The 25,367-nt window shown below is 55.6% G+C and carries 17 protein-coding genes, 5 tRNA genes and 1 riboswitch; of the genes, 15 read left to right on the top strand and 7 right to left on the bottom strand.

The annotated features are described in order from the left end of the window. The first annotated feature begins 55 nt into the window (after positions 1–55). From astB to astE, 3 genes are all read left to right on the top strand, one after another. Positions 56–1,402 carry an N-succinylarginine dihydrolase gene (gene astB / locus CKW07_RS21505; protein WP_095146938.1) on the top strand — a complete coding sequence of 449 codons (1,347 nt, stop codon included), beginning with the start codon at positions 56–58 and terminating at the stop codon, positions 1,400–1,402. A gap of 63 nt (positions 1,403–1,465) precedes the next feature. Beyond that, the gene (locus CKW07_RS21500) at positions 1,466–1,753 is read left to right on the top strand and encodes a topoisomerase II (RefSeq protein ID WP_095083556.1); all 288 of its coding nucleotides are present in this window, start codon (positions 1,466–1,468) and stop codon (positions 1,751–1,753) included. Between the two features lie 12 nt (positions 1,754–1,765). Then, positions 1,766–2,776, top strand: coding sequence for a succinylglutamate desuccinylase (gene astE, locus CKW07_RS21495; RefSeq protein WP_095146937.1), 1,011 nt, complete (start codon positions 1,766–1,768; stop codon positions 2,774–2,776). A gap of 70 nt (positions 2,777–2,846) precedes the next feature. On the opposite strand, the gene CKW07_RS21490 is transcribed toward astE, so the two are convergent. Further along, positions 2,847–3,356: a 6,7-dimethyl-8-ribityllumazine synthase gene (locus CKW07_RS21490; protein ID WP_095146936.1), complete on the bottom strand. Its 510-nt coding sequence runs from the start codon at positions 3,354–3,356 to the stop codon at positions 2,847–2,849. Positions 3,357–3,475: 119 nt separating this feature from the next. Further along, positions 3,476–3,647: riboswitch (FMN riboswitch) on the bottom strand. A 216-nt stretch (positions 3,648–3,863) separates the two neighbouring features. Between CKW07_RS21490 and ltaE the strand changes: the two genes are divergently transcribed. From ltaE to mgtE, 9 genes are all read left to right on the top strand, one after another. Beyond that, the gene (gene ltaE, locus CKW07_RS21485) at positions 3,864–4,868 is read left to right on the top strand and encodes a low-specificity L-threonine aldolase (protein WP_095146935.1); all 1,005 of its coding nucleotides are present in this window, start codon (positions 3,864–3,866) and stop codon (positions 4,866–4,868) included. Between the two features lie 146 nt (positions 4,869–5,014). Beyond that, a complete protein-coding gene (gene alaS, locus CKW07_RS21480) occupies positions 5,015–7,633 on the top strand; it encodes an alanine--tRNA ligase (protein WP_095146934.1) in 2,619 nt (872 codons plus the stop codon). A 90-nt stretch (positions 7,634–7,723) separates the two neighbouring features. Further along, positions 7,724–8,965, top strand: a complete 1,242-nt coding sequence (locus CKW07_RS21475; protein ID WP_095083544.1) for an aspartate kinase — start codon at positions 7,724–7,726, stop codon at positions 8,963–8,965. Positions 8,966–9,150: 185 nt separating this feature from the next. After that, entirely contained in the window at positions 9,151–9,339 is a 189-nt protein-coding gene (gene csrA / locus CKW07_RS21470) for a carbon storage regulator CsrA (protein ID WP_010226667.1), read from the top strand. Positions 9,340–9,401: 62 nt separating this feature from the next. After that, positions 9,402–9,492: transfer RNA gene (locus CKW07_RS21465), tRNA-Ser, on the top strand. A gap of 107 nt (positions 9,493–9,599) precedes the next feature. Next, a tRNA-Arg gene (locus tag CKW07_RS21460) sits at positions 9,600–9,676 on the top strand. A 72-nt stretch (positions 9,677–9,748) separates the two neighbouring features. Further along, a tRNA-Arg gene (locus CKW07_RS21455) sits at positions 9,749–9,825 on the top strand. 71 nt (positions 9,826–9,896) lie between these two features. After that, positions 9,897–9,973 (top strand) — tRNA-Arg (locus CKW07_RS21450). Positions 9,974–10,508: 535 nt separating this feature from the next. After that, positions 10,509–11,951 (top strand): magnesium transporter, encoded by a 1,443-nt coding sequence (mgtE, locus tag CKW07_RS21445; protein WP_095146933.1) that lies wholly within the window; start codon positions 10,509–10,511, stop codon positions 11,949–11,951. A gap of 166 nt (positions 11,952–12,117) precedes the next feature. On the opposite strand, the gene CKW07_RS21440 is transcribed toward mgtE, so the two are convergent. Continuing rightward, the gene (locus CKW07_RS21440) at positions 12,118–12,444 is read right to left on the bottom strand and encodes an Arc family DNA-binding protein (protein WP_095083540.1); all 327 of its coding nucleotides are present in this window, start codon (positions 12,442–12,444) and stop codon (positions 12,118–12,120) included. A gap of 352 nt (positions 12,445–12,796) precedes the next feature. On the opposite strand from CKW07_RS21440, the gene phnN reads away from it, so the two are divergent. The 3 genes from phnN to CKW07_RS21415 all read left to right on the top strand — a co-directional run bounded on the left by phnN (position 12,797) and on the right by CKW07_RS21415 (position 18,183). Continuing rightward, positions 12,797–13,381: a phosphonate metabolism protein/1,5-bisphosphokinase (PRPP-forming) PhnN gene (gene phnN / locus CKW07_RS21430; protein WP_095147001.1), complete on the top strand. Its 585-nt coding sequence runs from the start codon at positions 12,797–12,799 to the stop codon at positions 13,379–13,381. 152 nt (positions 13,382–13,533) lie between these two features. After that, positions 13,534–13,610 (top strand) — tRNA-Arg (locus CKW07_RS21425). Positions 13,611–15,576: 1,966 nt separating this feature from the next. Then, positions 15,577–18,183, top strand: coding sequence for an AAA family ATPase (locus CKW07_RS21415; RefSeq protein ID WP_095146931.1), 2,607 nt, complete (start codon positions 15,577–15,579; stop codon positions 18,181–18,183). A gap of 134 nt (positions 18,184–18,317) precedes the next feature. Here the strand turns inward: CKW07_RS21415 and CKW07_RS21410 are convergent, their stop codons facing one another. From CKW07_RS21410 to CKW07_RS21390, 5 genes are all read right to left on the bottom strand, one after another. After that, positions 18,318–20,003 (bottom strand): hypothetical protein, encoded by a 1,686-nt coding sequence (locus CKW07_RS21410; RefSeq protein ID WP_095146930.1) that lies wholly within the window; start codon positions 20,001–20,003, stop codon positions 18,318–18,320. Further along, on the bottom strand, positions 20,000–20,899 hold the full coding sequence (locus tag CKW07_RS21405; protein ID WP_095147000.1) for a hypothetical protein: 900 nt from the start codon (positions 20,897–20,899) through the stop codon (positions 20,000–20,002). Before CKW07_RS21405 ends, CKW07_RS21410 begins: the two co-directional genes overlap by 4 nt. Positions 20,900–21,525: 626 nt before the next feature. Further along, a complete protein-coding gene (locus tag CKW07_RS21400) occupies positions 21,526–22,548 on the bottom strand; it encodes a DUF4238 domain-containing protein (RefSeq protein ID WP_095146929.1) in 1,023 nt (340 codons plus the stop codon). Between the two features lie 206 nt (positions 22,549–22,754). Further along, complete coding sequence (locus CKW07_RS21395; protein WP_095146928.1) at positions 22,755–23,654, bottom strand: hypothetical protein; 900 nt, start codon at positions 23,652–23,654, stop codon at positions 22,755–22,757. 686 nt (positions 23,655–24,340) lie between these two features. Next, positions 24,341–25,120 (bottom strand): hypothetical protein, encoded by a 780-nt coding sequence (locus CKW07_RS21390; protein WP_095146927.1) that lies wholly within the window; start codon positions 25,118–25,120, stop codon positions 24,341–24,343. Positions 25,121–25,367 lie beyond the last annotated feature (247 nt).

Genomic DNA, 25,367 nt, shown 5'->3' with positions numbered 1-25,367 from the left:
GTGTTGAAGAACAGTTACTGATGCCTATAAAAAACAGATTCGTGGAGCCTCGCTGATGAAATCCTGTGAAGTCAATTTTGACGGTCTAGTGGGGCCGACCCATAACTACGGCGGTCTGTCCTACGGTAACGTTGCGTCCCAGAGCAACAGCCAGCAATCTTCCAATCCCAAGGAAGCGGCGCTGCAAGGCCTGGCGAAAATGAAAGCGCTGATGGACATGGGCTTTGTCCAGGGCGTGCTCGCGCCTCAGGAGCGTCCGGATGTCGGCGCTCTGCGTAACCTGGGTTTCAGCGGTACCGACGCACAGGTGATCGAGCAGGCGGCCAAGCAGGCGATGCCGTTGCTGGTTGCCAGTTGCTCGGCGTCGAGCATGTGGGTGGCCAACGCCGCGACGGTCAGCCCAAGTGCCGACACTGCCGATGGTCGTGTGCACTTCACTGCCGCCAACCTCAACTGCAAATACCACCGCAGCATCGAACACCCGACCACCAGCCGTGTGCTGGGGGCGATGTTCGCTGACCAGAAGCATTTCGCTCACCACGCCGCCCTGCCGGCGGTGGCTCAGTTCGGTGACGAAGGCGCGGCCAACCACACGCGTTTCTGCCGTGATTACGGCGAAGCCGGTGTCGAGTTCTTCGTGTTCGGTCGCAGTGCGTTCGATACCCGTTATCCGGCGCCGCAAAAGTACCCGGCCCGTCAGACCCTGGAAGCGTCGCAAGCGGTGGCCCGCCTGCACGGCCTGAGCGATGACGGCGTGGTCTATGCCCAGCAGAATCCATCGGTCATCGACCAGGGCGTGTTCCACAACGACGTGATTGCCGTGGGTAACGGTGAGGCGCTGTTCTATCACGAGGACGCGTTCCTCGATACCGAGCAGATGCTGGCCGAGCTGTCGACCAAGCTCGCCAAGCGGGGCGGTCAGTTCAAGGCAATCTGCGTGCCGCGCTCGCAAGTGTCGGTTGAAGACGCCGTGCGCTCTTACCTGTTCAACAGTCAGTTGTTGTCGCGCGCCGATGGTTCGATGCTGTTGATCGTGCCGCAGGAGTGCCAGAACAACGAGCGCGTCTGGCAGTACCTGCAGACCCTGACCAGCTCCGGCGGCCTGATCCGCGAGGTGAAGGTGTTCGACCTCAAGCAGAGCATGCAGAACGGCGGCGGGCCAGCGTGCCTGCGACTGCGTGTCGCGCTCAACGAAACCGAGCTGGCGGCGGTCAACCCAGGGGTTATCATGACGGCGCCGTTGTACGGCTCGCTGACCCAATGGGTCGAAAAGCACTACCGTGACCGCATGACCGAAAACGATCTGGCGGACCCACAATTGTTGCTTGAGTGCCGGACGGCACTGGATGAACTGACGCAAATCCTTAAACTGGGCGCGGTTTATCCATTCCAGATCAATTGAAAGCCCGCGTCCTGTTCCCAACGAGCAGGGCGCGCCGCTATATCTCCAGATGAGAGCGTAAACATGAGCGATACCCTGAAGCTGATCCTTGAAGACACCGACGGCACTCAACTGGAAACCTCCTGCACCCGCGTGGCGGTGATGTGGCAAGGCAAGGAACTGTGGATTCAGCACGATGGCCGTGGCCAGTTGCTGATCGGCGTTGATGTCGAAGAAGGCGATGCTGAATACGCCAACCTGCTGCTTCGCCCATTGGCGACTAATCTGGTAAGTCTGCAACTGGAGATGGAACCGGCTGAAATCGGCGACGAAGACCACGTGCACGGTCCGGATTGCAACCACGATCACTAAGGAATTGGCTCTATGCTCGCCCTCGGCAAACTGCTTGAACTGACCCTCGCCGGCCGTGAACCGGCGGAGAAAACTCAACTGACTGTCGAAGGCGTGCGGATGCGCTGGCTGAGTGAAGGTGCGCTGGAAGTCCGCCCACCCCAAGCGCGTGACAATGGCCTGGACCTGCTGTTGTCGGCCGGTATCCACGGCAATGAAACAGCGCCGATCGAATTGCTCGATCGCCTGTTGCACGACATCGCCCGCGGTGACTTGAAGCCGTGTGCACGTATTCTGTTCCTGTTCGGTAATCCCGAGGCCATGCGCCGCGGCGAGCGCTTTATCGAGCAGGATGTCAACCGGCTGTTCAATGGCCGTCACGAACTCAGCAGTGGCTACGAAGCGCTGCGCGCCTGTGAGCTGGAGCGCCTGGCGGCGAGCTTTTTCAACCTGCCGGACCGCGACCGTTTGCACTACGACCTGCACACCGCGATTCGCGGCTCGAAGATCGAACAGTTTGCGTTGTACCCCTGGAAAGAGGGGCGCCAGCATTCCCGCCGGGAACTGGCCCGTCTGCGTGCAGCCGGGATGGAAGCGGTGTTGTTGCAGAACAAGCCGTCCATCGTGTTCAGCTCGTACACCTACGACAAGCTGGATGCCGAATCCTTCACCCTGGAGTTGGGCAAGGCCCGGCCGTTCGGCCAGAACGAAGGGGTCAACGTTTCGCGCCTTGAAACCCGCCTGAAGCAGATCATCGAAGGCACTGAGCCGCCGATGGCGCAGGAAGGCCTGGAGGGTTTGCAGCTGTTCAGCGTGGCACGGGAAGTCATCAAGCACAGCGACAGCTTCCAGCTGAACTTGCCAGCGGACATCGAGAATTTTTCGGAGTTGGACGTGGGCTATGTACTGGCGGAAGACATTGCCAATACCCGCTGGGTCATCGAAGAGCAGGGCGCCCGGATCATTTTCCCCAACCCCAAGGTGAAGAACGGTCTGCGCGCCGGCATCCTGATCGTGCCGACTGGCGACGAAAGCCTCGTCTGAGCCAAACATAGATCAAATGTGGGAGCGGGCCGGGCGGCGTTCCGCAAGCACGCTCCCACAAGTGTTGTGTTTAGACGGCTAGCGCGTGTGGCTCGCTACGATGCAGGGTACGCATCTTGTGCAGCGTATCGGCGCAGGTCTTCGCCGCTTCCTGGCCCTTGTGCACAAAGTGCTCAAAGAAGAACTTCTGGTGTTCTTCGCCGGCATGGAAGTGATGCGGGGTCAGCACCACCGAGAACACCGGGACTTCGGTTTCCAGCTGAACCTGCATCAGGCCGCTGATCACCGACTGGGCGACGAACTCGTGGCGGTAGATACCGCCGTCAACCACCAGGCCTGCCGCGACGATGCCGGCATAGCGGCCGGACTTGGCCAGCAGCTTGGCATGCAGCGGGATTTCGAAGGCGCCGCCGACTTCAAAAAAGTCGATGTCCGATGCCAGATAGCCCTGAGCGATCATCTCGCTGACGAAGCCCGTGCGGCTTTGGTCAACGATTTCCTTGTGCCAGCATGCCTGGATGAACGCTACGCGCTCGCCTTGATGGTTTTTGCTCTTGCTATCGATTGCGGTGGGTTGCATCTGTTCTGACTCCTGTTTGAGTAAAAAACAGGGCGATATGAATCGAAGGGGATTTGAGGGTGCGTGCAGGTCGAACGTGCAGTGACTGCGCGTTGCCATGGACGGCCCTTTGGTGCCAATCCCGTTCTCTCTTCATCCGGACTATGACCGTCGGCCCCGGGATCACACCGGGTCTGCTGACCTTGTTGTCACTCACGGCCCAAAGCCTGAGTGACATCAAGCGCTCGCGGGCTATACGCATTGCGCGCAATTACCGCCGGTGGGGAGTTGCACCCCGCCCTGAGAACGTTTTGCCGACAGTTTTTCTGGCGGCGAAGCGTTTTTAACACATATTGCGGGGCTGCGCATCGCTGCTTTCTGATGATATACATCAGTTTTTCCGTTGGCCTGAACCGCCTTTTCCTGCGCCCAGCCTTGATTAATCGAGGGGGTGGCCGCAGTAAACCCTCATCTGGGCAATCTTCTTTATCAGCAGCGACGCGAGCGTCCTATTCCGAGGCCTGATTCATGAGTGTTATTGATCTTCGCAGCGACACTGTCACCCAACCGACCGCAGGGATGCTCAAGGCAATGGCCACGGCAGCCACCGGCGACGACGTCTATGGTGAGGATCCGACGGTCAATCGCCTGGAAGCCGAACTGGCCGGTCGACTGGGGTTTGCCGCCGCGTTGTTCGTGCCCACGGGCACCATGAGCAACCTGTTGGGCTTGATGGCCCATTGCGAACGTGGCGATGAGTACATCGTCGGCCAGCAGGCGCACACCTATAAGTACGAAGGCGGTGGTGCGGCGGTGCTGGGGTCGATCCAGCCGCAACCGCTGGAGGTGCAGGCCGATGGCTCGCTGGACCTGGCTCAGGTCGCGGCGGCCATCAAGCCGGATGATTTTCACTTCGCCCGGACCCGCCTGCTGGCGCTGGAAAACACCATGCAGGGCAAGGTGTTGCCGTTGCAGTATCTGGAGCGGGCGCGAAGCTTTACCCGTGAACAGGGGCTGTTGCTGCACCTGGATGGTGCCCGGCTGTACAACGCAGCGGTCAAGCTGGGAGTTGATGCCCGGGAAATCACTCGGCACTTCGACTCGGTGTCCGTGTGCCTGTCCAAAGGTCTGGGCGCCCCGGTGGGGTCGGTGTTGTGCGGTTCGGTCGAGATGATCGGCAAGGCCCGGCGCTTGCGCAAGATGGTCGGCGGCGGCATGCGTCAGGCCGGCATTCTGGCGGCTGCGGGCTTGTATGCGCTCGATCACCATGTGCAACGCCTGGCCGATGACCATGCCAACGCGCAGTTTCTGGCCGAGGGCCTGCGTGCGGCCGGTTACGACGTCGAGCCGGTACAGACCAATATGGTTTACGTGCAGATGGGCGATAAAGCCGACGCGATCAAGGCTTTTGCCAGCGAGCGCGGGGTAAAGCTCAGTGCGGCGCCACGGTTGCGCATGGTCACCCACATGGATGTGAGTCGGGCGCAGGTCGAGCAGGTGATCGCGACATTCGTCGAGTTTTCCGGTAAATGACAATGCTGGCCGTCCAATTGACGGTTTCTATCGTATAAACACGCTGTACCGCGCGCGCAGGGCCGATATAATGCGGCCCTTTGCCGTCGCTTCGTCCGTTGACGAAACGCACAGGCCTTTGGCCGCAGCCTCCGTGGAAGAACCTAATGAAAAGCGCAGAAATCCGTGAAGCCTTCCTTCGCTTCTTCGAAGAGCAAGGCCACACCCGTGTAGCCTCCAGCTCTTTGATTCCGGGCAACGACCCAACCCTGCTGTTCACTAACGCGGGGATGAACCAGTTCAAGGACTGCTTCCTGGGCCAGGAAAAGCGCGCGTATACCCGCGCCACCAGCAGCCAGAAGTGCGTACGCGCCGGCGGCAAGAACAGCGACCTGGAAAACGTCGGTTATACCGCTCGTCACCACACCTTTTTCGAAATGCTGGGCAACTTCAGCTTCGGCGATTACTTCAAGCGTGATGCCATCACCTACGCCTGGACCTTCCTGACCGGCGTGCTGATGCTGCCAAAGGAAAAGCTCTGGGTGACCGTCTACGCCTCCGATGACGAGGCCTATGACATCTGGACCCAGGACATCGGCGTCCCGGTCGAGCGCATGATCCGCATCGGCGACAACAAGGGTGCGCCTTACGCCTCCGATAACTTCTGGACCATGGGCGATACCGGCCCGTGCGGTCCTTGCACCGAGATCTTCTACGATCACGGCGCCGATATCTGGGGTGGCCCACCGGGCTCGCCGGAAGAAGACGGCGACCGTTACATTGAGATCTGGAACAACGTGTTCATGCAGTTCAACCGCACCGCCGATGGCGTGTTGCATCCATTGCCAGCCCCGTCGGTCGACACCGGCATGGGCCTGGAGCGGATCAGCGCGGTGATGCAGCACGTGCACTCGAACTATGAGATCGACCTGTTCAAGAACCTGCTGAGCGCTTCGGCCAAGGCTATCGGTTGCAGCAATGACGACCAGTCTTCGCTCAAGGTCGTTTCCGACCACATCCGTTCGTGCGGTTTCCTGATCGCCGACGGCGTGCTGCCGTCCAACGAAGGTCGTGGCTATGTCCTGCGCCGGATCATCCGTCGTGCGTGCCGTCACGGTAACAAGCTGGGTGCGACCGGCAGCTTCTTCCACAAGATCGTCGCGGCCCTGGTGGCCGAGATGGGCGAAGCCTTCCCGGAACTCAAGCAGCAGCAGGCCAACATCGAGCGTGTGCTCAAGGCCGAGGAAGAGCAGTTCTCCAAGACCCTGGAGCACGGCCTGAAGATCCTCGAGCAGGACCTGGCTGAACTCAAGGGCACCGTGGTGCCGGGCGACGTGGTGTTCAAGTTGTACGACACCTACGGTTTCCCGATGGACCTGACCGCCGACATCGCCCGTGAGCGTGAGCTGACCATCGACGAGGAAGGTTTCGAGCGCGAGATGGAAGCCCAGCGCGTGCGTGCCCGTTCGGCCAGTTCGTTCGGCCTGGACTACAACACCCTGGTCAAGGTTGACGTGGCCACCGAGTTCACCGGCTACACCGATACCCGTGGTTTGGCAAAAATCGTTGCGCTGTATAAAGATGGCCAGTCGGTCGACGTATTGAGCGAAGGCGATGAGGGCGTGATCGTTCTCGACAAGACGCCGTTCTACGCCGAGTCCGGTGGCCAGGTCGGTGATTGCGGTTACCTGCAGGCGGGCAGCGCGCGTTTCGACGTGCGTGACACCACCAAGACCGGCGGCGCCTTCCTGCACCACGGTATCCTGGATTCGGGCAGCCTGGTCGTCGGTGCGCCGGTCGAGACCCACGTTGACGCCGAGGTGCGTCACGCCACGTCGTTGAACCACTCCGCGACTCACTTGCTGCACGCCGCATTGCGTCAGGTGCTGGGCGATCACGTTCAGCAGAAAGGCTCGTTGGTCGACAGTCAGCGCCTGCGCTTTGACTTCAGCCACTTCGAAGCCATCAAGCCTGAGCAGATCAAGGCGCTGGAAGAAATCGTCAACGCCGAGATTCGCCGGAACTCCGAGGTCGAAACCGAAGAGACCGACATCGAAACCGCCAAACGCAAGGGCGCCATGGCGCTGTTCGGCGAGAAGTACGGCGACGACGTGCGGGTACTGAGCATGGGCGGCGACTTCTCCGTTGAACTGTGTGGTGGTATCCACGCCAACCGTACCGGCGACATCGGCCTGCTGAAAATCATCAGCGAAGGCGGTGTGGCGTCCGGCGTGCGCCGTATCGAAGCACTCACCGGTGCCGCGGCGCTGGCTTACCTGAACGCTGCGCAAGAGCAGCTCAAGGAAGCGGCCAGCCTGGTCAAGGGTAGCCCTGACAACCTGATCGACAAGCTGTCGGCTGTGCTTGAGCGCAACCGTATGCTGGAGAAGCAACTCGAGCAGTTGCAAGCCAAGGCCGCCAGCGCGGCGGGTGACGACCTGTCGGCTTCTGCCCAGGACGTCAAAGGCGTGAAAGTACTGGCCGTGCGTCTGGACGGCCAGGATGGCAAGGCGCTGCTGGCGCTGGTCGATCAACTGAAAAACAAACTCGGCCGCGCAGTGATCCTGCTCGGCAGTGTCCATGAGGAAAAGGTCGTGCTGGTTGCCGGTGTGACCAAAGACCTGACTGGCCAACTCAAAGCCGGTGATTTGATGAAGCAAGCCGCTGCGGCAGTGGGCGGGAAGGGCGGTGGTCGTCCGGACATGGCGCAAGGCGGTGGTACTGACGCTGGTGCACTGGACGCGGCCTTGGCCCTGACTGTTCCATTTGTAGAGCAGGGTTTATAAGGCAGAGTGCCTGGCCCGCAGTCTAGTGGCGGGCCAAGCAGCTGTTTGAGTGATTATTGGGCGCCCTTCATGGGCAGAGGCGGCTTTGAAATGGCTTTGATCGTACAGAAATTTGGAGGCACCTCGGTCGGCACTGTCGAGAGAATCGAGCAGGTCGCCGACAAGGTTAAGAAATTCCGCGATGCCGGCGATGACCTGGTGGTTGTGCTGTCTGCAATGAGCGGCGAAACCAACCGTCTGATCGATCTGGCCAAGCAAATCAGTGGTGAGGATCAACCGGTTCCCCGTGAGCTGGACGTTATCGTCTCCACCGGTGAGCAGGTGACGATTGCACTGCTGGCCATGGCGCTGATCAAGCGTGGCATTCCTGCGGTGTCCTACACCGGTAACCAGGTGCGGATTCTGACGGACAGTGCGCACAATAAAGCGCGTATCTTGCAGATTGATGACCAGAAGATTCGCGGTGACCTGAAGGCGGGTCGCGTGGTTGTAGTCGCCGGTTTCCAGGGCGTCGACGAGCACGGCAACATCACCACCCTGGGGCGTGGCGGTTCCGACACCACTGGCGTGGCACTGGCAGCAGCCCTGAAAGCTGATGAATGTCAGATCTATACCGACGTCGATGGTGTATATACCACTGACCCGCGTGTTGTGTCCGTGGCCCAGCGCCTGGACAAGATTACCTTCGAAGAGATGCTGGAAATGGCCAGCCTCGGTTCCAAGGTGCTGCAGATCCGTGCGGTCGAGTTCGCCGGCAAGTACAACGTTCCGCTGCGCGTACTGCACAGCTTCAAGGAGGGTCCGGGCACCCTCATTACTATCGATGAAGAGGAAACCATGGAACAGCCGATCATTTCCGGCATCGCTTTCAATCGCGATGAAGCCAAGCTGACCATCCGTGGCGTGCCAGACACCCCGGGCGTGGCCTTCAAGATTCTCGGCCCTATCAGCGCCGCGAATATCGAAGTCGACATGATCGTGCAGAACGTTGCGCACGATAACACCACGGACTTCACCTTCACCGTGCACCGCAACGACTACCAGGCGGCCCAGGCCGTGCTGGAGAACACCGCTCGCGAGATCGGTGCCCGTGAAGTGGTGGGTGATACCAAGATCGCCAAGGTATCGATCGTCGGCGTTGGCATGCGTTCCCACGCAGGCGTAGCCAGCCGCATGTTTGAAGCCCTGGCCAAGGAAACCATCAACATCCAGATGATTTCCACCTCGGAGATCAAAGTCTCGGTAGTGATCGAAGAGAAGTACCTGGAGCTGGCTGTGCGCGCGCTGCACACAGCCTTCGAACTGGACGCACCGGCCCCACAGGGCGAGTGATGCGTTGCCCGGAGGGCGCGGCCTGACCGCGCCCTTTATTTTTTTGAGTGGTGCGCGCAAGCCTGTTCTTTTGCGCGCGCTAGTCAATACTTAGGCGTGAAGAGCTGCGACCGCTCCGGTTGCAGGTCGAGCGCTTTTTTTTTGCAGACTGTTGTCCCTGAACTGAAATGCGTGAGGAGAAAGGTATGCTGATTCTGACTCGTCGGTGCGCAGAAAGCCTGATTATTGGTGATGGCGAAATCACCGTAACCGTGCTCGGCGTTAAAGGAAATCAAGTGCGCATCGGCGTTAACGCACCCAAAGAGGTCGCGGTTCACCGTGAGGAAATCTACCTGCGTATAAAGAAAGAGAAGGACGAAGAACCAACTCATTAATTTTTATCGATTTTTATGTTTGCAAACGGGGAAAAGGTTGGTTAAGATACGCCCCGTGTTGCGGAGAGCTGGCCGAGTGGCCGAAGGCGCTCCCCTGCTAAGGGAGTACACCTCAAAAGGGTGTCGGGGGTTCGAATCCCCCGTTCTCCGCCATTATTTGTTTAGCACGTTGTAATCAGGCTTCTTCGGTAAGTTGTTGAAATTACTAGAAAAAGTGCTTGGAAAAAAGATTCGACGGACTATAATGCGCAGCACCAAATGCACTCGTAGCTCAGCTGGATAGAGTACTCGGCTACGAACCGAGCGGTCACAGGTTCGAATCCTGTCGAGTGCACCATTTAAAGGGTTGTTTGCAGTCATGCAGGCAACCTTGTTTCAATCAGTTGTGATCTGGTTTAAAAGCACATATGCACTCGTAGCTCAGCTGGATAGAGTACTCGGCTACGAACCGAGCGGTCACAGGTTCGAATCCTGTCGAGTGCACCATTTAAAGGTTGTTTGCAGTCATGCAGGTAACCTGGCTTCAACCAGTTGTGATCTGGTCTAAAAGTACACATGCACTCGTAGCTCAGCTGGATAGAGTACTCGGCTACGAACCGAGCGGTCACAGGTTCGAATCCTGTCGAGTGCACCAAACACCAAAAAGCCTGCGTCTAACGCGGGCTTTTTGCTGTCCGGGATTTGGCTTTTGCATATCCTTTCTCGTTGAGCGCGGTCTGTGCGTTCCGGGTTCCTTTTCCGCTGTAGTGCCAGTCTCGTCTGCTCGTCTTGTCCAGTGTCCCGGCTACGCTTTCTGCGTCCCGCAGGCTCACGCCAAAAAATACTCATTGATTGATGGTCGCTTCGCGACGTTCTGTCTTCAGGGCGGTCTAGTCTGAGGGGCGTGGCGAGATTTTTCGGTGCGGGTGTGTTTTCTTTTCAGAAAGAGTCGTCGCAGTTTCACAGGTGTGGAGAGTGCTCAGGTTTATCTCGCAAGCGCTTGTTCTGGGCTGGATTTTTTAACGTTTAAAAACGCCAAGCGGTGTATCATTGCGCCCGTCAGCCCCGCCGGGGCTTTTGGATTACCTCCATGGACTTACCCAGTAGTTACTCACTATTTCGTTTTACCAATCATGAATTGACTGATTGATCCTTCCGGCGTGCCCCGCTGCTGGGAGTGGAGTTCGCCTATGACTGAAGTTGAAGTAAAAAAAACGCAAGAAAGCTTGCAGGATCGCCTTGCTCAAGTCGTTGAGCTGCTGCATCGCCAGCGGGTGGTCGAAGACCTGACTCACCGTCAGGAAGGTGCTCATCACGATCGGGTCGAGAACCTGGTCCACCGGCAGAACCTCGTCGAGTTGCAACGCAAGCTCGATGATCTGCACTCCGCCGACGTTGCCTACATCCTTGAAGCGCTTCCGCTCGTCGACCGCCTGACGGTCTGGCAGTTGGTCAAGGCCGAGCGTGACGGCGACATCCTGCTTGAAGTCTCCGACTCCGTTCGTGAAACCCTGATCGCCGACATGGACGATCACGAGCTCCTGGCAGCCGCCAAGGAGATGGACGCCGACGAACTTGCTGACCTGGCTCCCGAGCTGCCGCGAGACGTCGTCCACGAGCTGATGGAGGCCCTCGATGGCCAGCAGCGTGAGCGTGTCCGCTCCGCGTTGTCCTATGACGAGGAGCAGGTCGGCGCCTTGATGGACTTCGAGATGGTGACGATCCGTGAGGATGTCAGTCTTGAAGTAGTCTTGCGTTACTTGCGTCGCCTCAAAGAGCTGCCGAGCCATACCGACAAACTGTTCGTGGTGGACTATGACGGCGTGCTCAAGGGCGTCCTGCCGATCAAGCGACTGTTGGTCAACGATCCCGACAAGCAGGTTTCGGAGGTCATGGCCAGCGACCCGGTGAGCTTTCACCCGGATGAAGATGCCTATGACGCCGCCCAGGCCTTCGAGCGTTATGACCTGATTTCGGCCCCGGTGGTCGACAAGAACAACAAGTTGATTGGTCGTTTGACCATCGATGAAATGGTCGACCTGATCCGTGAAGAGAGCGAAACCGAAGTGCTCAACATGGCGGGTCTGCGTGAAGAAGAAGATATCTTCGCCTCGGTCTGGAAGTCCTTGCGTAACCGTTGGGCGTGGCTGGCGGTCAACCTGATCACGGCGTTCGTTGCCTCGCGGGTGATCGGGTTGTTTGAAGGTTCTATCGAGAAGCTGGTGGCCCTGGCGGCATTGATGCCGATCGTAGCGGGCATTGGCGGCAACTCGGGCAACCAGACCATCACCATGATCGTCCGCGCCATGGCGCTTGATCAGGTCAGCACCGGCAATACCTCGCGCCTGATGCGCAAGGAGTTGGCGGTAGGCTTGATCAACGGCCTGGTCTGGGGAGGTGTCATTGGCGTGGTGGCTTACCTGCTTTATGGCAGCTGGTCGCTGGGGGTGGTGATGACGGCCGCCATGACGCTCAACCTGTTGCTGGCGGCGTTGATGGGGGTCTTGATCCCGATGACCCTGGCACGCCTGGGGCGCGATCCTGCCATGGGCGCCAGTGTGATGATCACGGCGATGACCGACAGTGGTGGTTTCTTTATCTTCCTCGGGCTGGCGACGATTTTCCTGCTCTGAGTCATTGAGGCGTGACCTTGCTCGAATGAGCGGGGTCGCGCACCTTCAATTTTTCCTGGATAAACCTGATGCCGATGGCGACTGAGCGTGCCGACGAGCAGACGAGTGCCTGAATGCCAGGCAAAAAAAAGCCAGCCCATGGCTGGCTTGAACTCTCGGGATGGAATCAGGCTGGGTTTGCGGCCATTTCTGCGTCATGGGCAATCAGTGAAACCAGCGCGTTTTGCTGGCGGTGGGACAGTTGGCGGAAGCGTTGCAGCAGTTCGCGTTCGTGCAATGACAGCTCGGGGCTGTCCAGGCGCATGCTCAGCTCTTCGCCCAGCGCGCCTTCCTGAATAAGACTCTGCTCCAGTCGCGCGATGATTTCGGAGTTCATGCTGCGATGATGGTTGCGTGCCACCTCGGCAATGCGTTCACGCATTCCGTCTGGCAGGCGTACGACGAATTTGTCAGCCGTACGGCTGGAATAAATTGCCTGTTTCAATGGGCGCATATATTTAACCGGTTAGTTCAGGGGAGCGGTTCTCGGAATTGGCCGCGGGATGTCAGTAGGACAAGCTCGACCGCCAAATGTTCAACCTGAATTGATAAGAGGCCCGCATCATGCCTCAAATAAGCCAGATCCTTGGCGCCAATTCTGTGACAAATATTGAACCGGTGGCAGGCATTATGCCAGCACCAATTATCAGAAATGCGGACTGGTTTGAAAACACTCAATCCATCCGAATGACTGATCGCATCCTTTTACCTGACAGGCGGGTTCGTACTTTGTTCCTTGCCTTATACAGAATAGTGGCATGTAGCCGATTTGCTAGGGCGGGCAGGTAATGGGGGGAGAGGGCGGCATGGGTGGGAGACTGATTTATCTGATGGGGCCGTCTGGGTCTGGCAAGGACAGCCTGATCGACGTGGCTCGCGATGCTTTGGCGCGCCTGGATTGTGTCGTGGCGCGCAGGGTGATTACCCGATCGCCCGAGTCGGTCGGAGAGGCAGCCATTGGCGTTACACCCCAGGCTTTCGCTGAACTGGCGAGCCAGGGCGGCTTCGCGCTGAGCTGGCACGCCAACGGGCTGGATTACGGTATACCCGTGCAGATTGATCAGTGGCTGGCTGAAGGGCATCACGTGCTGGTCAATGGTTCAAGGGGGCATTTGCCACTAGCCAGGGAGCGCTATCCAGCGCTGCTGCCCATTCTGTTGACCGTCAGCTCTGAGGTGTTACGCAGGCGCCTTGAGCGGCGAGGGCGTGAAAGCGCGATGGAGATCGAGGCCCGGCTTGAGCGTAATACCCTGTTCGCCAGTCGTGCCGACGAGGATCAAGCGCAAGGCATATTCCTGCTGGATAACTCCGGTGAGTTGTCGTCGGCGGTGAGTCGCTTGCTCGATCTATTAAGGCGCGAAGGTATCCACGAAACGCAGCTGGAGGAGTGATGGGGCGCCAGGCTCCGTGTTGCTATCAGGAGATTGTCGGGCGGATATGATTGCCTACACTTAAAAAGCCCCACAGACGACATGACAAAACCGGGGTTGCCCGTTAACATGCTCGCCGTCCATCGCGCCGCATGTCCTTGCGGCCGGCCAGTGTCTCAGTAGCTCAATTGGATAGAGCATCCCCCTCCTAAGGGGAAGGTTGGCAGTTCGAACCTGCCCTGGGACACCATATTCTTCAAGGCTTTCGCCGGTTATTCCTACCAGATCAGGGAAGCGCTACCAGCAGCGTACCAGCGTCAGCAAAAAAGGCCCCGCACTGAACTATCAGGCGGGGCCTTTTTTGTTGGCGCTGAATTAACCGGTTAACCCTTCCTCGCACATACAAGTCAGCGATTCGCGATCGTCATTGAAGACGCTGACCGACCATCTCCACCAAGCTGTGGTGTCGTTTCTTTAAACGACACCCTCCACCTTTGAGAGCTCGACAAGCCGTGTTGATTCCTACACAGAGTGTCGTTTTCTACACGACTATTTGGCGGGTTGCTGTATCGCCCCTCGATTTAGCCCTACACCGTTGTACCTGGTCATGTCGGTTCGCGTTTGACCAGGTGCGCGGTCTTGCCTCGGTTTGAAATGGGGGCAAGTCGAGCTGCTGCCGAAGTCGCGCTTGAAACGCGGAAGTGAGCGCGAACCATCCTCGGTTTGGAACAGCAGATGGCCTGTTGATCCTGCACGGGTTTCGCGATTTAAAATGCCAAAACCCATAGTGCGCATTATTCCGATTTCAAATCGGAGAACGTTGGGCGATACCGTGGCAACCACGCTGGCAACATTCATGGTCTGTCCTCCATTGGGGAGTCGTAGGTCGCCCGAAAACCCGCCCCCACAGCACAGCGGCGCCCTCTGGGGGCATAACAGGGCCGGCAGTGCGAGGTGGTTGATGTAGTGGCCCCGCGTCTGGCGCCACTCCAGGCTGGCAGCGCTGGCGTGTGGACTGGTTGCGAGTTGAGTAGGGCGCTCGATGCGGTTGACAGCCACCAGGTGGGCGAGGGCGACTAGCCACTTTTGGCGAGTCGGTACCGGCCATGGTCGGAGGCATGTGATCGAGCAGACCAGAAAGGAGACTCATGGCGTCCCTCTGTCGCGATTGTCCGCCATCCAATGTGTGACTGGTTTCAAAAAACGGGGGAACGGGGGAACAGTGGGAACAGCCAATGTTTCCGGGGGCTTGAGCGGGGGGACTTGTACCCCAGTGTTTTTTTTGGGGAACAGAAACAGCCAGAACAGCGGAAAGATCGACCGAGAAGGCAGCTCATCAGCAAGACCAAAATGCGGCGCAGTCTCCGCGTTGGAGGGGGGTCGTTTTGAGGAATGACACCCCCGTATATTCCCGTTGTAATTGGTCGAGATGAAATGACGGATCACCTCCGCGTTTAAAACGCGGGAGCGAGCGCGAGCTATCACCGGTAAAGACTGGCAGATAGTCGAGTTAACCAGGTCAAATGCTTAGTTAACCGGGCTACAGGCCACGGCTCACAAGGCTTTCAGCCCAGTTAACCAGCCGAGTTAACCAGTTAACCTAGGAGTTAACCGAGTAAATTAGTCGGTTAACTCCTAGGTTAACTGCCTGAAAGCCCCGGCCCGCCTGGCTCTCAGCCGATTTGATCACTCAATTCAAGCGGCTAACCAGTTAACCGAGTAATTTAGTCGGTTAACTCCTTAGTTAACCGCTCTGAAGGCCACGGCCCGCTTGGCTCTCAGGCGAATTGACGGATAGCCGAGTTAACCTGCTAAAACGCTTAGTTAACCGGGCTGCAAGCCACGGCCCATAAGGCTTTCAGCCCAGTTAACCAAGCGAGTTAACCAGTTAACTAACTTTGGCGGGGTGCCGCTAACGAATTTGTGCGAGTCTTCGCACCCGTGTCTCGACCAAATTGCCAGGGTCCCCGGCGCGTTTTGGGGAAGCTCTAGCGAAGCACTGCACATTTCGCCAAAGGCATTTGCCGACTCTTAGCAACCGGAAGTGACGGGCAGAAGCCGGCTAGAAGCAGTCACTCCTCCCAATAAATAATTCTGTTCCCTTTTCTACTATCAAGGACGGAGGCTTATGGTTTTCTGGTCAAACCGCACCTAAAGCAATTTGCCACTATTGGCCTATACTCGCTCGACCGCGGTGTTTTCAAGGAGAGATCTCAATGGCTGTACCATATTCAAATGGGCTAGTCGCTCCAATTGCCGACGATTTTGAAAGTTGGCTCGGCGAAAGAAGCCGGTGGTTACAGACAGCTGCCAAGAATCTAATCGAGACCAAGAAGCCCCCAACAGAGGACCAGATCATAGAGCTTGCCCGGCTTTGTATGGTCGAATCCAAGAAGGAAGAGGATCCAGGCTTCGGCATTGTATCGCCTGGCTCGTTGGCACTTGCTGCCAGCCGTCCTGCCATCCGCATTGAAGGGATCTCAGAAGTCCATGGGTTGAATGCGATCAAATCAGGCGCAGCACTACCCCTTGGCCCTGGCAACATTACAGTGTTCTACGGTCAAAATGGTTCAGGAAAAAGCGGATATGCACGCCTTCTGAAACAGGCATGTGGCTCACGCTCAAAAGACGAAATTCACCCAAACGTCTTCATCGAAGAACCTGAGGCTTGCAGGGCTAATTTCCAAGTCTCGGCAGGAGGAAAGAAAGGAACAATTGAATGGACGCTTACCCAGGGGGCAGATCCTTTACTTCGTCACGCCCAGATATTTGACTCCAGAACGGCTAGCCAATATATGGGCAAAAACGAGGCCAGCTACGAGCCAAGCCAAATGAAATTTGTGGCGTCATTGATCGGCGTCTCAGACAAGGTTAGTCAGCACCTTACTGCATCGAAGAATGCTTTGCTTAGTGTACTGCCACAATTCCCAGCGGACTTGGAAGTCACTGAGGAGCGTAAGTGGCTCGCGAATATTAAGCCTGCAACGACTACAGCAGCTATCGACAAATTCTGTACGTACACACCCGAGCACGACGCTGAGCGGATTATCACAGAAGGTGCACTGGCCCAGAAAGACGTGGCGGGGCGACTGGCCTCAATCACGAAAGAAAAGCAGGGGTTGGCAACAGTTCGGCTAGCTATGAGCCAACTCAAGGACAAGCTCTCCAACGAAACATCACAGATCATCGTAAGTGCCAATGCTGACGCAAAGGAAAAGCGACAAGCCGCTCAGAAATTTGCTCAACAACTCTTCTCCGAAACTCCACTCGAAGGAGTCGGGGAAGCGGTGTGGCAACAGTTATGGGCCCAAGCTCGATTGTTCTCTCAAAATCATGCTTACCCTGGTCAACCGTTTCCTGTTGTGGGTGAGCAAGCAAGGTGTGTGCTTTGCCAGCAAGAGCTCAATGAGGATGCTAGCCATCGGTTGAGCCACTTTGAGCAGTTTGTCACCGAAGGTTTGGAGCTAGCCGCAAAACAAGCAGAAGACAAACATAAGGGTTTTGTCATCGCCTTACCCCAATCGCCGAAAGAACAGGACTGGTTAGCTCATATGGCCCTGATCAAACTGGATCAACAGCAGGCCATCGATCTGCATAAAACCTTGGTGAAAAGACGTTCCGATCTCGAGACCGTTGATCAAATCGAAAATGTTGCCCTATTTGACTGGTCACTGGTAGATCAGGCACTGGCACAAGTAACCGAGCAGTTAGGCGGCGAAGAAAAGTCGCTGACAGAGCTCTCTCAAGACGGCAAACGGCAGCAAATGGAGGCACAACTCCTTAAGCTGAAGGCCCTGCAGTGGCTGTCGCAAAACAAACCAGCAGTGCTGGCAGAACGTGATAGGTTGTTGGCTGTTGACCAGTACGGGAAAGCCATCCGGCTTGCTGCAACCAACACGCTTACGACCAAGAACAACGAATTGGCGAAATCCGAAGTGGAGGCGGGATATCAAACTCGCTTTGCCGCCGAACTCAAGCTACTGGGTGGCTCGAGGTTGCCTGTAGCCCCCCAAAGCAAAACCGTCGGTAAAGGCAGGACAACATTCGGACTGACGCTGGTTGGCGCGAAAGGAACCCGCCCCCCAGAACAAATTCTCAGTGAGGGCGAGACAAGAATTGTGGCCTTGGCTGCATTTCTAGCGGATATTACTGGCTCAAATCAAGTGGCCCCGTTTATTTTCGACGACCCTATTTCCTCGCTCGATCAAGATTTTGAAGAGCGGGTTGTCGCGCGACTCGTAGATTTAGCGCAGACCCGCCAGGTCATCATCTTCACCCACAGGCTGTCGCTGGTGACACTTCTGGAGTCTGCAGTGAAGAAAGTGAAAGAACATCCAGATATCCCGGACATCGCCTTTGATGTTCAGACGCTGCGACGTCTCGACAAAACATCCGGTATTCTGACCGGACATAGTGCTCGAGACTCGAAACCAAAGCCGGCCATCAACAAGCTCCTGAATGAGAGCTTGGCCCGACTCAAGAGGCACCAGGCAGAAGGCGATGCTGAAAGCTACGACCTCATGGCCAAGAGTGTTTGCAGTGACTTCCGAATCATCGTGGAGCGCACTGTTGAGGTGGTGATGCTGAACAGCGTCGTGCTGCGATTCCGCAGGGAAGTGATGACCAAGGGGCTACTGAGGCAGCTAAGCAACATCACTCAGGAAGATTGTGATCTGATCGACGACTTGATGACACGATACTCTGTGTATGAGCATTCTCAGGCAGACGATCTTCCAGCAGTACCCCCCGAACTCATTCAACTCGAAACCGATATGCGGGCCCTTGCGGGCTGGATAGAGGCCTACTCGAAGCGAGTAACCTGACACACATTGCTAGACCCGCGAGTGCTGGTTTACCTATTCCCTATGGCATAGGGCGACCGGAGCGAAGGTTCCACTTCTCTCTGGTCGAGCCCTCGTCATCGATGACGAGGGTCAGGTCGATCAGGTGAGTTCGGTCATAGCGCCGGATGGACTTTGGCAAGCTTCGCAACGTACCAGGTGGGCAAAGGATGGCGGTGCAACCTAGCTGAAATCGCAATCAGCACTTCCCAGGTAGTGTTGTGCCAAGCGAAATCCTCTGGGGAGGCGGCCTGACTCGGCACCTTCACAGAAGCCTCAACCTCATCAGCTGGCGTCTGCCGAAAGCCGGTCAGGGCTCGTGATATGCCAATCGCATTCACATAAGCATCGGACCCCGTCAGCATCTCCAGTGCCTTTTGAGGGAACCACCTTTCCTTGGTCACCCCTTCAAGATTTGGAATAATCTCCGCACTCAGTTGATCGAGGGCTTCCTGATCGCCCAATAGAGCAGCCATGGTTCCCAGGAGCGGCACCAAAGTCGTGGTTTTGAAGAATCGACCTCTTTGGGTTTCTTTCCCGAAGAACAGGGCCATGGCATCTTCAAGATCATCTGTATCCACTGGCATGATCCTGTTCTGATGCAGAGCGGCGTCAAAGCGATCAATGCACTCACGCACTAGGAGTTGGGTGCTGGCTGTATCACCCACGGCCATGATCGCGGTCATGGCTATCGAAAGGTCAATGGCTTGTCCGTCATAGACGGGTAGCAAGCATCCATTGTGCGCGTTGATGAAGGAGACCAAGCACCCGTGCATACCTCGGAGTGTTGCGGTATCGACCTTCAGAGACTGGAGCAACAGCAGTGTGGTGCCCAACCGGCCAAGCTCATCGCAAATCAAGTCGATGTAGAGCACCTGATCGGGCCGGTAGCGGAGCATCCTTCTGCGGTTCAGGAGTGATGGCATCACGCGCTCGTAGTACCGTAACAAGGCGTTCGCATGTAGCCGAGCAAGCGTTTCGAAACGTTTGAGGAACTGGGTGTCGGTCTGCAGGCCATGCGTTATCGATTCGCTCCAGAGGCGTAGCAAAAGGTACTCCCCTGCAAGCACGCCTGGTTTCTGATTCCCCTCGCTTTCGCCCCAGGCGAGAAGCACAGCCCACCCCATGCCCGCCGCCGCTGCCCGTTTGTGGAAGCGGTTCGCACGCGTATTTTCTGATACGTCTTTTTCATCCTCAAGTACTGCCATGCAGTCATCAACAAACCGAACGAACCTGGAGAATGAAGCCTTCGTATCCTCAAGCCCGGCTAAGGCCGCCCTCAGGTTGGATTTTCCTTTTCCGAGCAGCAAGGCATCGTCAAAGAGGTACTCCTCGATGTAGGGACTCAACTGATCCATGCCCCAGAAATCCAGCGAGCATAGAGGAGAGAACTCGGCGACCTCTTTCGAGATTGCCGAGTAATCAGATTGGGCGTCTTGCTTGAGGATGCCATTTGAAACTAGGACGATTCGCTTTTTTAGGCCCTGCAGAGGCTCTTGTAACCGATTCCGGACGTACTCGGTGTACGCCTGGCGGATGGAGGGCGAGATGGCCTGCTGTGTGCCGTAGAAGTCATTCCGGTTCACATTGCCGAATTTGATGATGAACAGGAAGACTTCCGTCTGCCCCTGAGCATCCTCCTTGGTGGACATGACGTCGACACCACCCTGATTCACGCCAATCTGAGCACGGCTGTGCACCGAATGCCCCATCGCTTGGAGAAGCTCTGGAAGGAGTGCATCCAGCTCATCGCGCTCCCGAAGCCCTGAAAGGTAATGTGAGAGAACCAACTGGATACTCATTCGTCAGCTCCCTTCCATAGGCTCATGATTTTCTGGTCATACACCAGCGGGTCGGCGATCCAGGTTTGAGGCAGCTCCACGCTCATTTCCTGCGTGAACATGGGGATCATCGTCTCGACGGTCTTGTGATCGTTCTGATACTCCACAGACACTTGGTTGGAATATTTGAAATGCTGTGCGGTCACGAACATCTCGAACAGAGATTCGCCGTGAGCCCTTTCCATCTCCGCCCGATTTTCGTTCCGGCGAACGTAGCTGATGCTCCGCCGCATGTCCGATGACATCTGTAGCTCAGTGAGGTGGGGCAGGGCGTCCAAAGCGTTGCATTCGGCGGACAATCTTTCGCCTAGGTGTTTGGCGGGCATTGACTGAGTGAGCGGTGAGGACTCTGCTTCAAGGAGACGCTTGCAGGTAGCAGGATACTCTGTCGCCAAAAAATCGATTACCACGGAGGTCGTTGCCGAAATCAGAGGGCTTGAGGGCAGGTCTTCGTTCAGGCTCAACACCCAGCCGAGAGCTACTGGTACAGGAACGTTTAGGGTACACAACCTGCGAGCAACAGCGCAGGTGGATGCCTCTGTGGCCCCGGACAGCGCGAATCTCACCAACTTGGGATGTTGTAGGTACTTGACGCTGACCTCATGCACCAATGCCCTGCTGAGCGTGTGATGGCCCTTGTCACCGATCCATTCGCAGGCAGCCAGGACAAACAAGTCAGTAGACGCAATCTGATGAAGGCAGTCCTTTGCTTCTTCTACCAGGATATCGGCCTCAACCCCTGAGGTTTCCGCTTCGTGCCAGAGGTTATAGAACTCATCCAGCAATGCCTGACCATCCTGATGTAGGTTAGCTCTGTAGAGGCGCAGGTAAAAATCGTTGAACCGGATCATGTCCATGTGAGTTTGCTCCGAGGGCGTCGGTAGGTGCGCGTTAGGATGATACTTCGCCACCCGTAGCTGCTCCAACGCTGATTCCTCAGTAAAGCAATGACCGGTAGAGAATCGTAGAGCAACCAATGACTACAATCGGTCGTTTGAATCGCCCCGGATCTCTTGAATAGTGAACGTGCTCTTTTGGCCGATTGCAGCTTCTCGCTACGTTTGCCCGCTGGTAACTGAAGTTCATCCAGTTTCTTTCTCGGGAAGCTGTCAACCTTGTCAACTTACTTGACAAGGTTGACAGGTATTTTGAGCGTCTGTTCAGGGTAAGCGGTCGTCGTTTGGACGCACGCCGCACCCAGTATCGGCGGGGGCTGAGCGAAAAGCGTCTGCGCGTTGCACGCACCCAATAGCTTGAAATTCAGGGTTTTCTTGTCAACCTGTCAACTAACTTTCAGAACCTGCCGCTAACGCAATCACGCGAGTCTTCGCACCCGTTCCTCGACTTATTTGCCAGGGTCCCCGGCTTGTTTCTGGGAGAGACAGACCGCCGCTGGATGTGAAACTCATCGAGCTTGATGGCCAAACCTATTGAACCACGGATAACTGTGTCTTCTGACCTTGTAATTAGATCTCGGATACAGTCAGCGCTGAAGCTCCAGCTCGGCTTGGCACTGGTGACGATTCCAGTTCTGCCAGGCTAATACCTCATTTTTATACGTTGTAGGGCAAACAAATCTAGGTCGAATCAGATGAACGTCGCTGGGCTCTTGAGCAAATACATAGCGATCCGCATGCTCGATAATGATCTTCCGTATGAGCTGGAATGTCCCTAAGTCAGGTATCGTACCTCGGTCCCAAACTCGCCTTCCTATGCAGGTGTAGAGAAGGTGTTTCGGACTCAACGGAAGGATTATGTCCCCGTTCTTAACTCCCCAGCCTCCAGCAAAGTCATAGTTTTTTGAGTCCTGGAAATTAAGACGAACAAGCGGATTATCAGTTGTGGGCCATGACATCCCAGGTGGAGCATGCAAGATGGTCCACTTTTGGCGGGGCAATCGACCTATTGTTTGTGTAAGCAAGTGTCTCATTTGCCATATCCATAGTCGTCTACCGACGATGGTTTCTGCCTTTATCTGCCCGCCGCCATGCGGCAAAGGCTCGATTGAGATATTGAATAAAGAAAGAGCATCATTTTCCCCCAAGCTATTTGGTAGTGGCTCGCTTTTTCTTAATGCCTCTTCCATTTTATGGACGGATTTTTGCATCGTCTCGTCCATCAAGCTCTTCAATGTCTCGTTCTGTTTACGGATGAATTGTCTGAGGCTAGCAGGGGTGCGGACATCTAAGGCCACCGCGAAACGTACCAACCGTCTCCAATGCTCTGGTAATAACCGCTCTTCTCCGCAAACTCGGCGAATGGCTTCTTCAGCGGGACCTTCAAATTCACAGTCGAGCCAACGCTCGAACTCATCTGTCTCTTCTTGTCCTGCAAGGTAGGTGTAAAGGTGTTGGTGAAAAGCGATTCCCTTTAGGGATTGCTTCCTCCAAAGTGGAACATTTTCACTCGCAACCAATAGTCGATAAGTGGAAATTTGGCCTGCATTGGCCCATTGCTTTAGGTATAGCCTCGGAACGTAGTGATTGTCTTTGCGCAACTGCTGCACTTCTAGAGTTCTCCGACATGAGGATCAGGCCCAGCGCGATAATATCTGGAATACGAACCAGCACCTGTCTTAGAGCACAGAATATTCCGCTTTCGGTTTGAGGTAACCCCAGGAAAGGTAGCTTTCAACCAGTGCGATATTTTTCATATGTATTGCCATGACTTTAGCATGGCGTACTCAAAAGCATGACCTATACTTGGCATAATTTATTTTTTGGCTCTAGCCAATGTCTCTACGATTTTCTCCAGCAAATCGATTTCGCCTTTTTCCATCTTGCGAGTTTCAATTAGTTCAGTTGTCTGATCCTTATCCAGGACGTTACCTTTTGAAAAGTACGAGTCATGTTTAATCAGCTCCATAAGTTCAATGGTTGCACCTGAATTTTTTGCCATCCCTAACAGTGCACTCACCTCCTCTCGCTTCCTAGCAATAGCTTCGTAGTAGCGAAATTCATCCATGGCAGATCGATACTGCCTTAAAAAAAAGAAGGCTACAAATTCGATGAAAAATAATATTCCAAATTTCGGCGCCAAGGAAAACAGCAGAGTATTTGGGTCTGTGGGAAGATCAAGCCTGGCAGTTTGAGAGTAAAAAAAAGCCAGACCGGAAAATGCCACCAATACGCCTACCAACAAGTAAACCCCAGACCTTCCGTAGATGCCTTTCGCCAAACCTCGAGAGTTTACTGCATGGCTTAATAGCAATTCTTTCCCAGTTAGTAAGGCGGCGTCAACTACAGTATCTACCTGGCCCGCATCAACACCAACATTACTAGGGGTGGCTACAACATAATCTCCTCCAATGTTTATTACAGAAGGCTGTGTTCGTTGCTGACGATTAGCTCGTATGAGCTCAAGAGGCAGGAGTCCAAATATCAATTTGAAGAATACTGGAAATATTAGAATCAACCCCGCAGTTATTACATCCCAATAATACTCTTGCAGAAATAAATGCATTTGATCAACATTCATTACCGAGAGAAAAATTACTCGCCCCGCTATCGCAGTGGCAATTAACATCCAGAGATATACTTCAAGCGCGCGAAGCATCTTCAGCTTTCCGCGCTCAACATTATAATCGTCCGTAAATCTTGAATTGTGCTGCATGATCTTTTTATTCCACGTCAGAGTTGATCGCGATACATCAGTTCTAAGCCATCTGGTTTACACAAATCATCTTCTCGCGCCATTTACTCCATTGCGGTAACAACAGTATGTCGGGGCCCCAGTAACGGCGTAGGGATACAGCGACGTGTTCGCACGTTACGGACACATGCATAAACTGTCCATAGCTTTTGATGTCAATGTGGCATTACTTAAAAAGTATTGCCTCTTCGTAGCGGAAAGCTAGGAGCGACCGATACCGACCCGAATGCACTTTTCATGATGGAATTTCTAGATGCATGCGCCGACGATCATCAAATGGGTCATTGGACAAGTCGGATGCAAATTGGCAAACAAGAGCAAGACGCGATGGCGCTGACGGCAATCTGCGATACGCCAACCTAAACCAAGCTTCTACCGACATGGCCGGGTTGGCTGGTTGTCATAAGCAAGGCTGGATAACCCATAGAATCAAGGCCTCGCGCCTGTAGACCAAACAACAACCAACTACTGAAAATGGGTGGTACATACACAAGACACGGCCCGAATTACCCCAAGGCCCACCCCCTAGGCGACCCCAAAATGGACAGAGCGGAATCAGATTCCGGGTTGGCGACGTCAAGTCAATGATTGAGGTCGTCACCAACCCCTGACATGAACTGCCAAGCATAGAGCGGTATGGTGCACCTTCAACTATTGCGGCGTGCTAGCCGATTCTGCAATAAGAACCAACACATGTTCAGGGCAAAGGATCGGCCCAGCCTCGCCATCTGATTTTCTGGAATGCCGATGGGGCGGTGCGCGCCAGGGCTGAGCAGCCCGAAGACCCCGGCGAGGCCCTTCTCTTCTTCGACGGTGATCTCGCCGCTGCTGCGTAGGAAACCGATGACCTCACCCCATTTTGCCGGGTTGTACGTCGCGGTGTTTTGCAACTGATGGGAGACTTCAGCTGCGACATCCACTGCCAAAGTCTCAAGAGCCACCCGCGCGTTGGTCAGTGCTGCGTTGTAGTCTGAAGGACTGGAACGAAATGCCTCGGCCGAATCGTTGATCTTGTCGATGATAGCTTCGCGTTTCGGAACTCCCGAATTACGCAGCGCTATGACTAGATCGTCTTCCAAGGGGGCAGCGTCGGCGATGGAGGGGTCTGCCTGCAGCAGCTTCTTATCCTGAACAATGTATCCGTCAATCAGTAGGCATTGGGTCAGGTCGTACATGCGCTCGTCGAATACGTGCTTTGGCGACACTTTGGTGCGGAGACTTCCTGGCGTTGCGATGATCTCCTGAAGCACCAGGAGCAAGGTTCTAGGGTCTTGGTCGCGCACGACGTTTATCAGGCACATCAACAAGTGGGCTGGATAAAGAGGCTGATGCTGAATGCCGTATTTGCTGAAAAGAGCGACGGACACTGCCGTGCCCTGTATTTCTAGAAACTGTGCAAGCGAGTAGCGGGATCGCTGGCTGATCATGTGATACCTCCGTCACGGGAACAGCTTTAAGTATGCCGGCGGTGTAGGTGGCTCGAATAGCAAAAGATCCGGCGTGTGGCCGCCGGCGGAGCAATGCTCAGAAGACCTATTTTAAGGATTGCGTCTAGCCGATTGCTGGCAGTCATGATGTAGTTTTTGGTTGCATGCAACAGAGGCTGGGTCTGCCGATGAAACCTGACGCTCAGCGATAAGGCGCGCTTTTAAATCCTCACCTATGGTTGTTTTC

This window comes from Pseudomonas sp. Irchel s3b6 (assembly GCF_900187415.1).
Lineage (GTDB): Bacteria > Pseudomonadota > Gammaproteobacteria > Pseudomonadales > Pseudomonadaceae > Aquipseudomonas.
The sequence above is the reverse complement of the archived record's forward strand: the minus strand, read 5'-3'. Positions and strand labels throughout refer to the sequence as shown.

What these genes read in the sequence shown, in the direction of transcription:
- astB (WP_095146938.1), top strand. Translation starts at nt 56, where the DNA reads ATGAAATCCTGTGAAGTCAATTTTGACGGTCTAGTGGGGCCGACCCAT.
- CKW07_RS21500 (WP_095083556.1), top strand. Translation starts at nt 1,466, where the DNA reads ATGAGCGATACCCTGAAGCTGATCCTTGAAGACACCGACGGCACTCAA.
- astE (WP_095146937.1), top strand. Translation starts at nt 1,766, where the DNA reads ATGCTCGCCCTCGGCAAACTGCTTGAACTGACCCTCGCCGGCCGTGAA.
- CKW07_RS21490 (WP_095146936.1), bottom strand. Translation starts at nt 3,356, where the DNA reads ATGCAACCCACCGCAATCGATAGCAAGAGCAAAAACCATCAAGGCGAG.
- ltaE (WP_095146935.1), top strand. Translation starts at nt 3,864, where the DNA reads ATGAGTGTTATTGATCTTCGCAGCGACACTGTCACCCAACCGACCGCA.
- alaS (WP_095146934.1), top strand. Translation starts at nt 5,015, where the DNA reads ATGAAAAGCGCAGAAATCCGTGAAGCCTTCCTTCGCTTCTTCGAAGAG.
- CKW07_RS21475 (WP_095083544.1), top strand. Translation starts at nt 7,724, where the DNA reads ATGGCTTTGATCGTACAGAAATTTGGAGGCACCTCGGTCGGCACTGTC.
- csrA (WP_010226667.1), top strand. Translation starts at nt 9,151, where the DNA reads ATGCTGATTCTGACTCGTCGGTGCGCAGAAAGCCTGATTATTGGTGAT.
- mgtE (WP_095146933.1), top strand. Translation starts at nt 10,509, where the DNA reads ATGACTGAAGTTGAAGTAAAAAAAACGCAAGAAAGCTTGCAGGATCGC.
- CKW07_RS21440 (WP_095083540.1), bottom strand. Translation starts at nt 12,444, where the DNA reads ATGCGCCCATTGAAACAGGCAATTTATTCCAGCCGTACGGCTGACAAA.
- phnN (WP_095147001.1), top strand. Translation starts at nt 12,797, where the DNA reads ATGGGTGGGAGACTGATTTATCTGATGGGGCCGTCTGGGTCTGGCAAG.
- CKW07_RS21415 (WP_095146931.1), top strand. Translation starts at nt 15,577, where the DNA reads ATGGCTGTACCATATTCAAATGGGCTAGTCGCTCCAATTGCCGACGAT.
- CKW07_RS21410 (WP_095146930.1), bottom strand. Translation starts at nt 20,003, where the DNA reads ATGAGTATCCAGTTGGTTCTCTCACATTACCTTTCAGGGCTTCGGGAG.
- CKW07_RS21405 (WP_095147000.1), bottom strand. Translation starts at nt 20,899, where the DNA reads ATGGACATGATCCGGTTCAACGATTTTTACCTGCGCCTCTACAGAGCT.
- CKW07_RS21395 (WP_095146928.1), bottom strand. Translation starts at nt 23,654, where the DNA reads ATGCAGCACAATTCAAGATTTACGGACGATTATAATGTTGAGCGCGGA.
- CKW07_RS21390 (WP_095146927.1), bottom strand. Translation starts at nt 25,120, where the DNA reads ATGATCAGCCAGCGATCCCGCTACTCGCTTGCACAGTTTCTAGAAATA.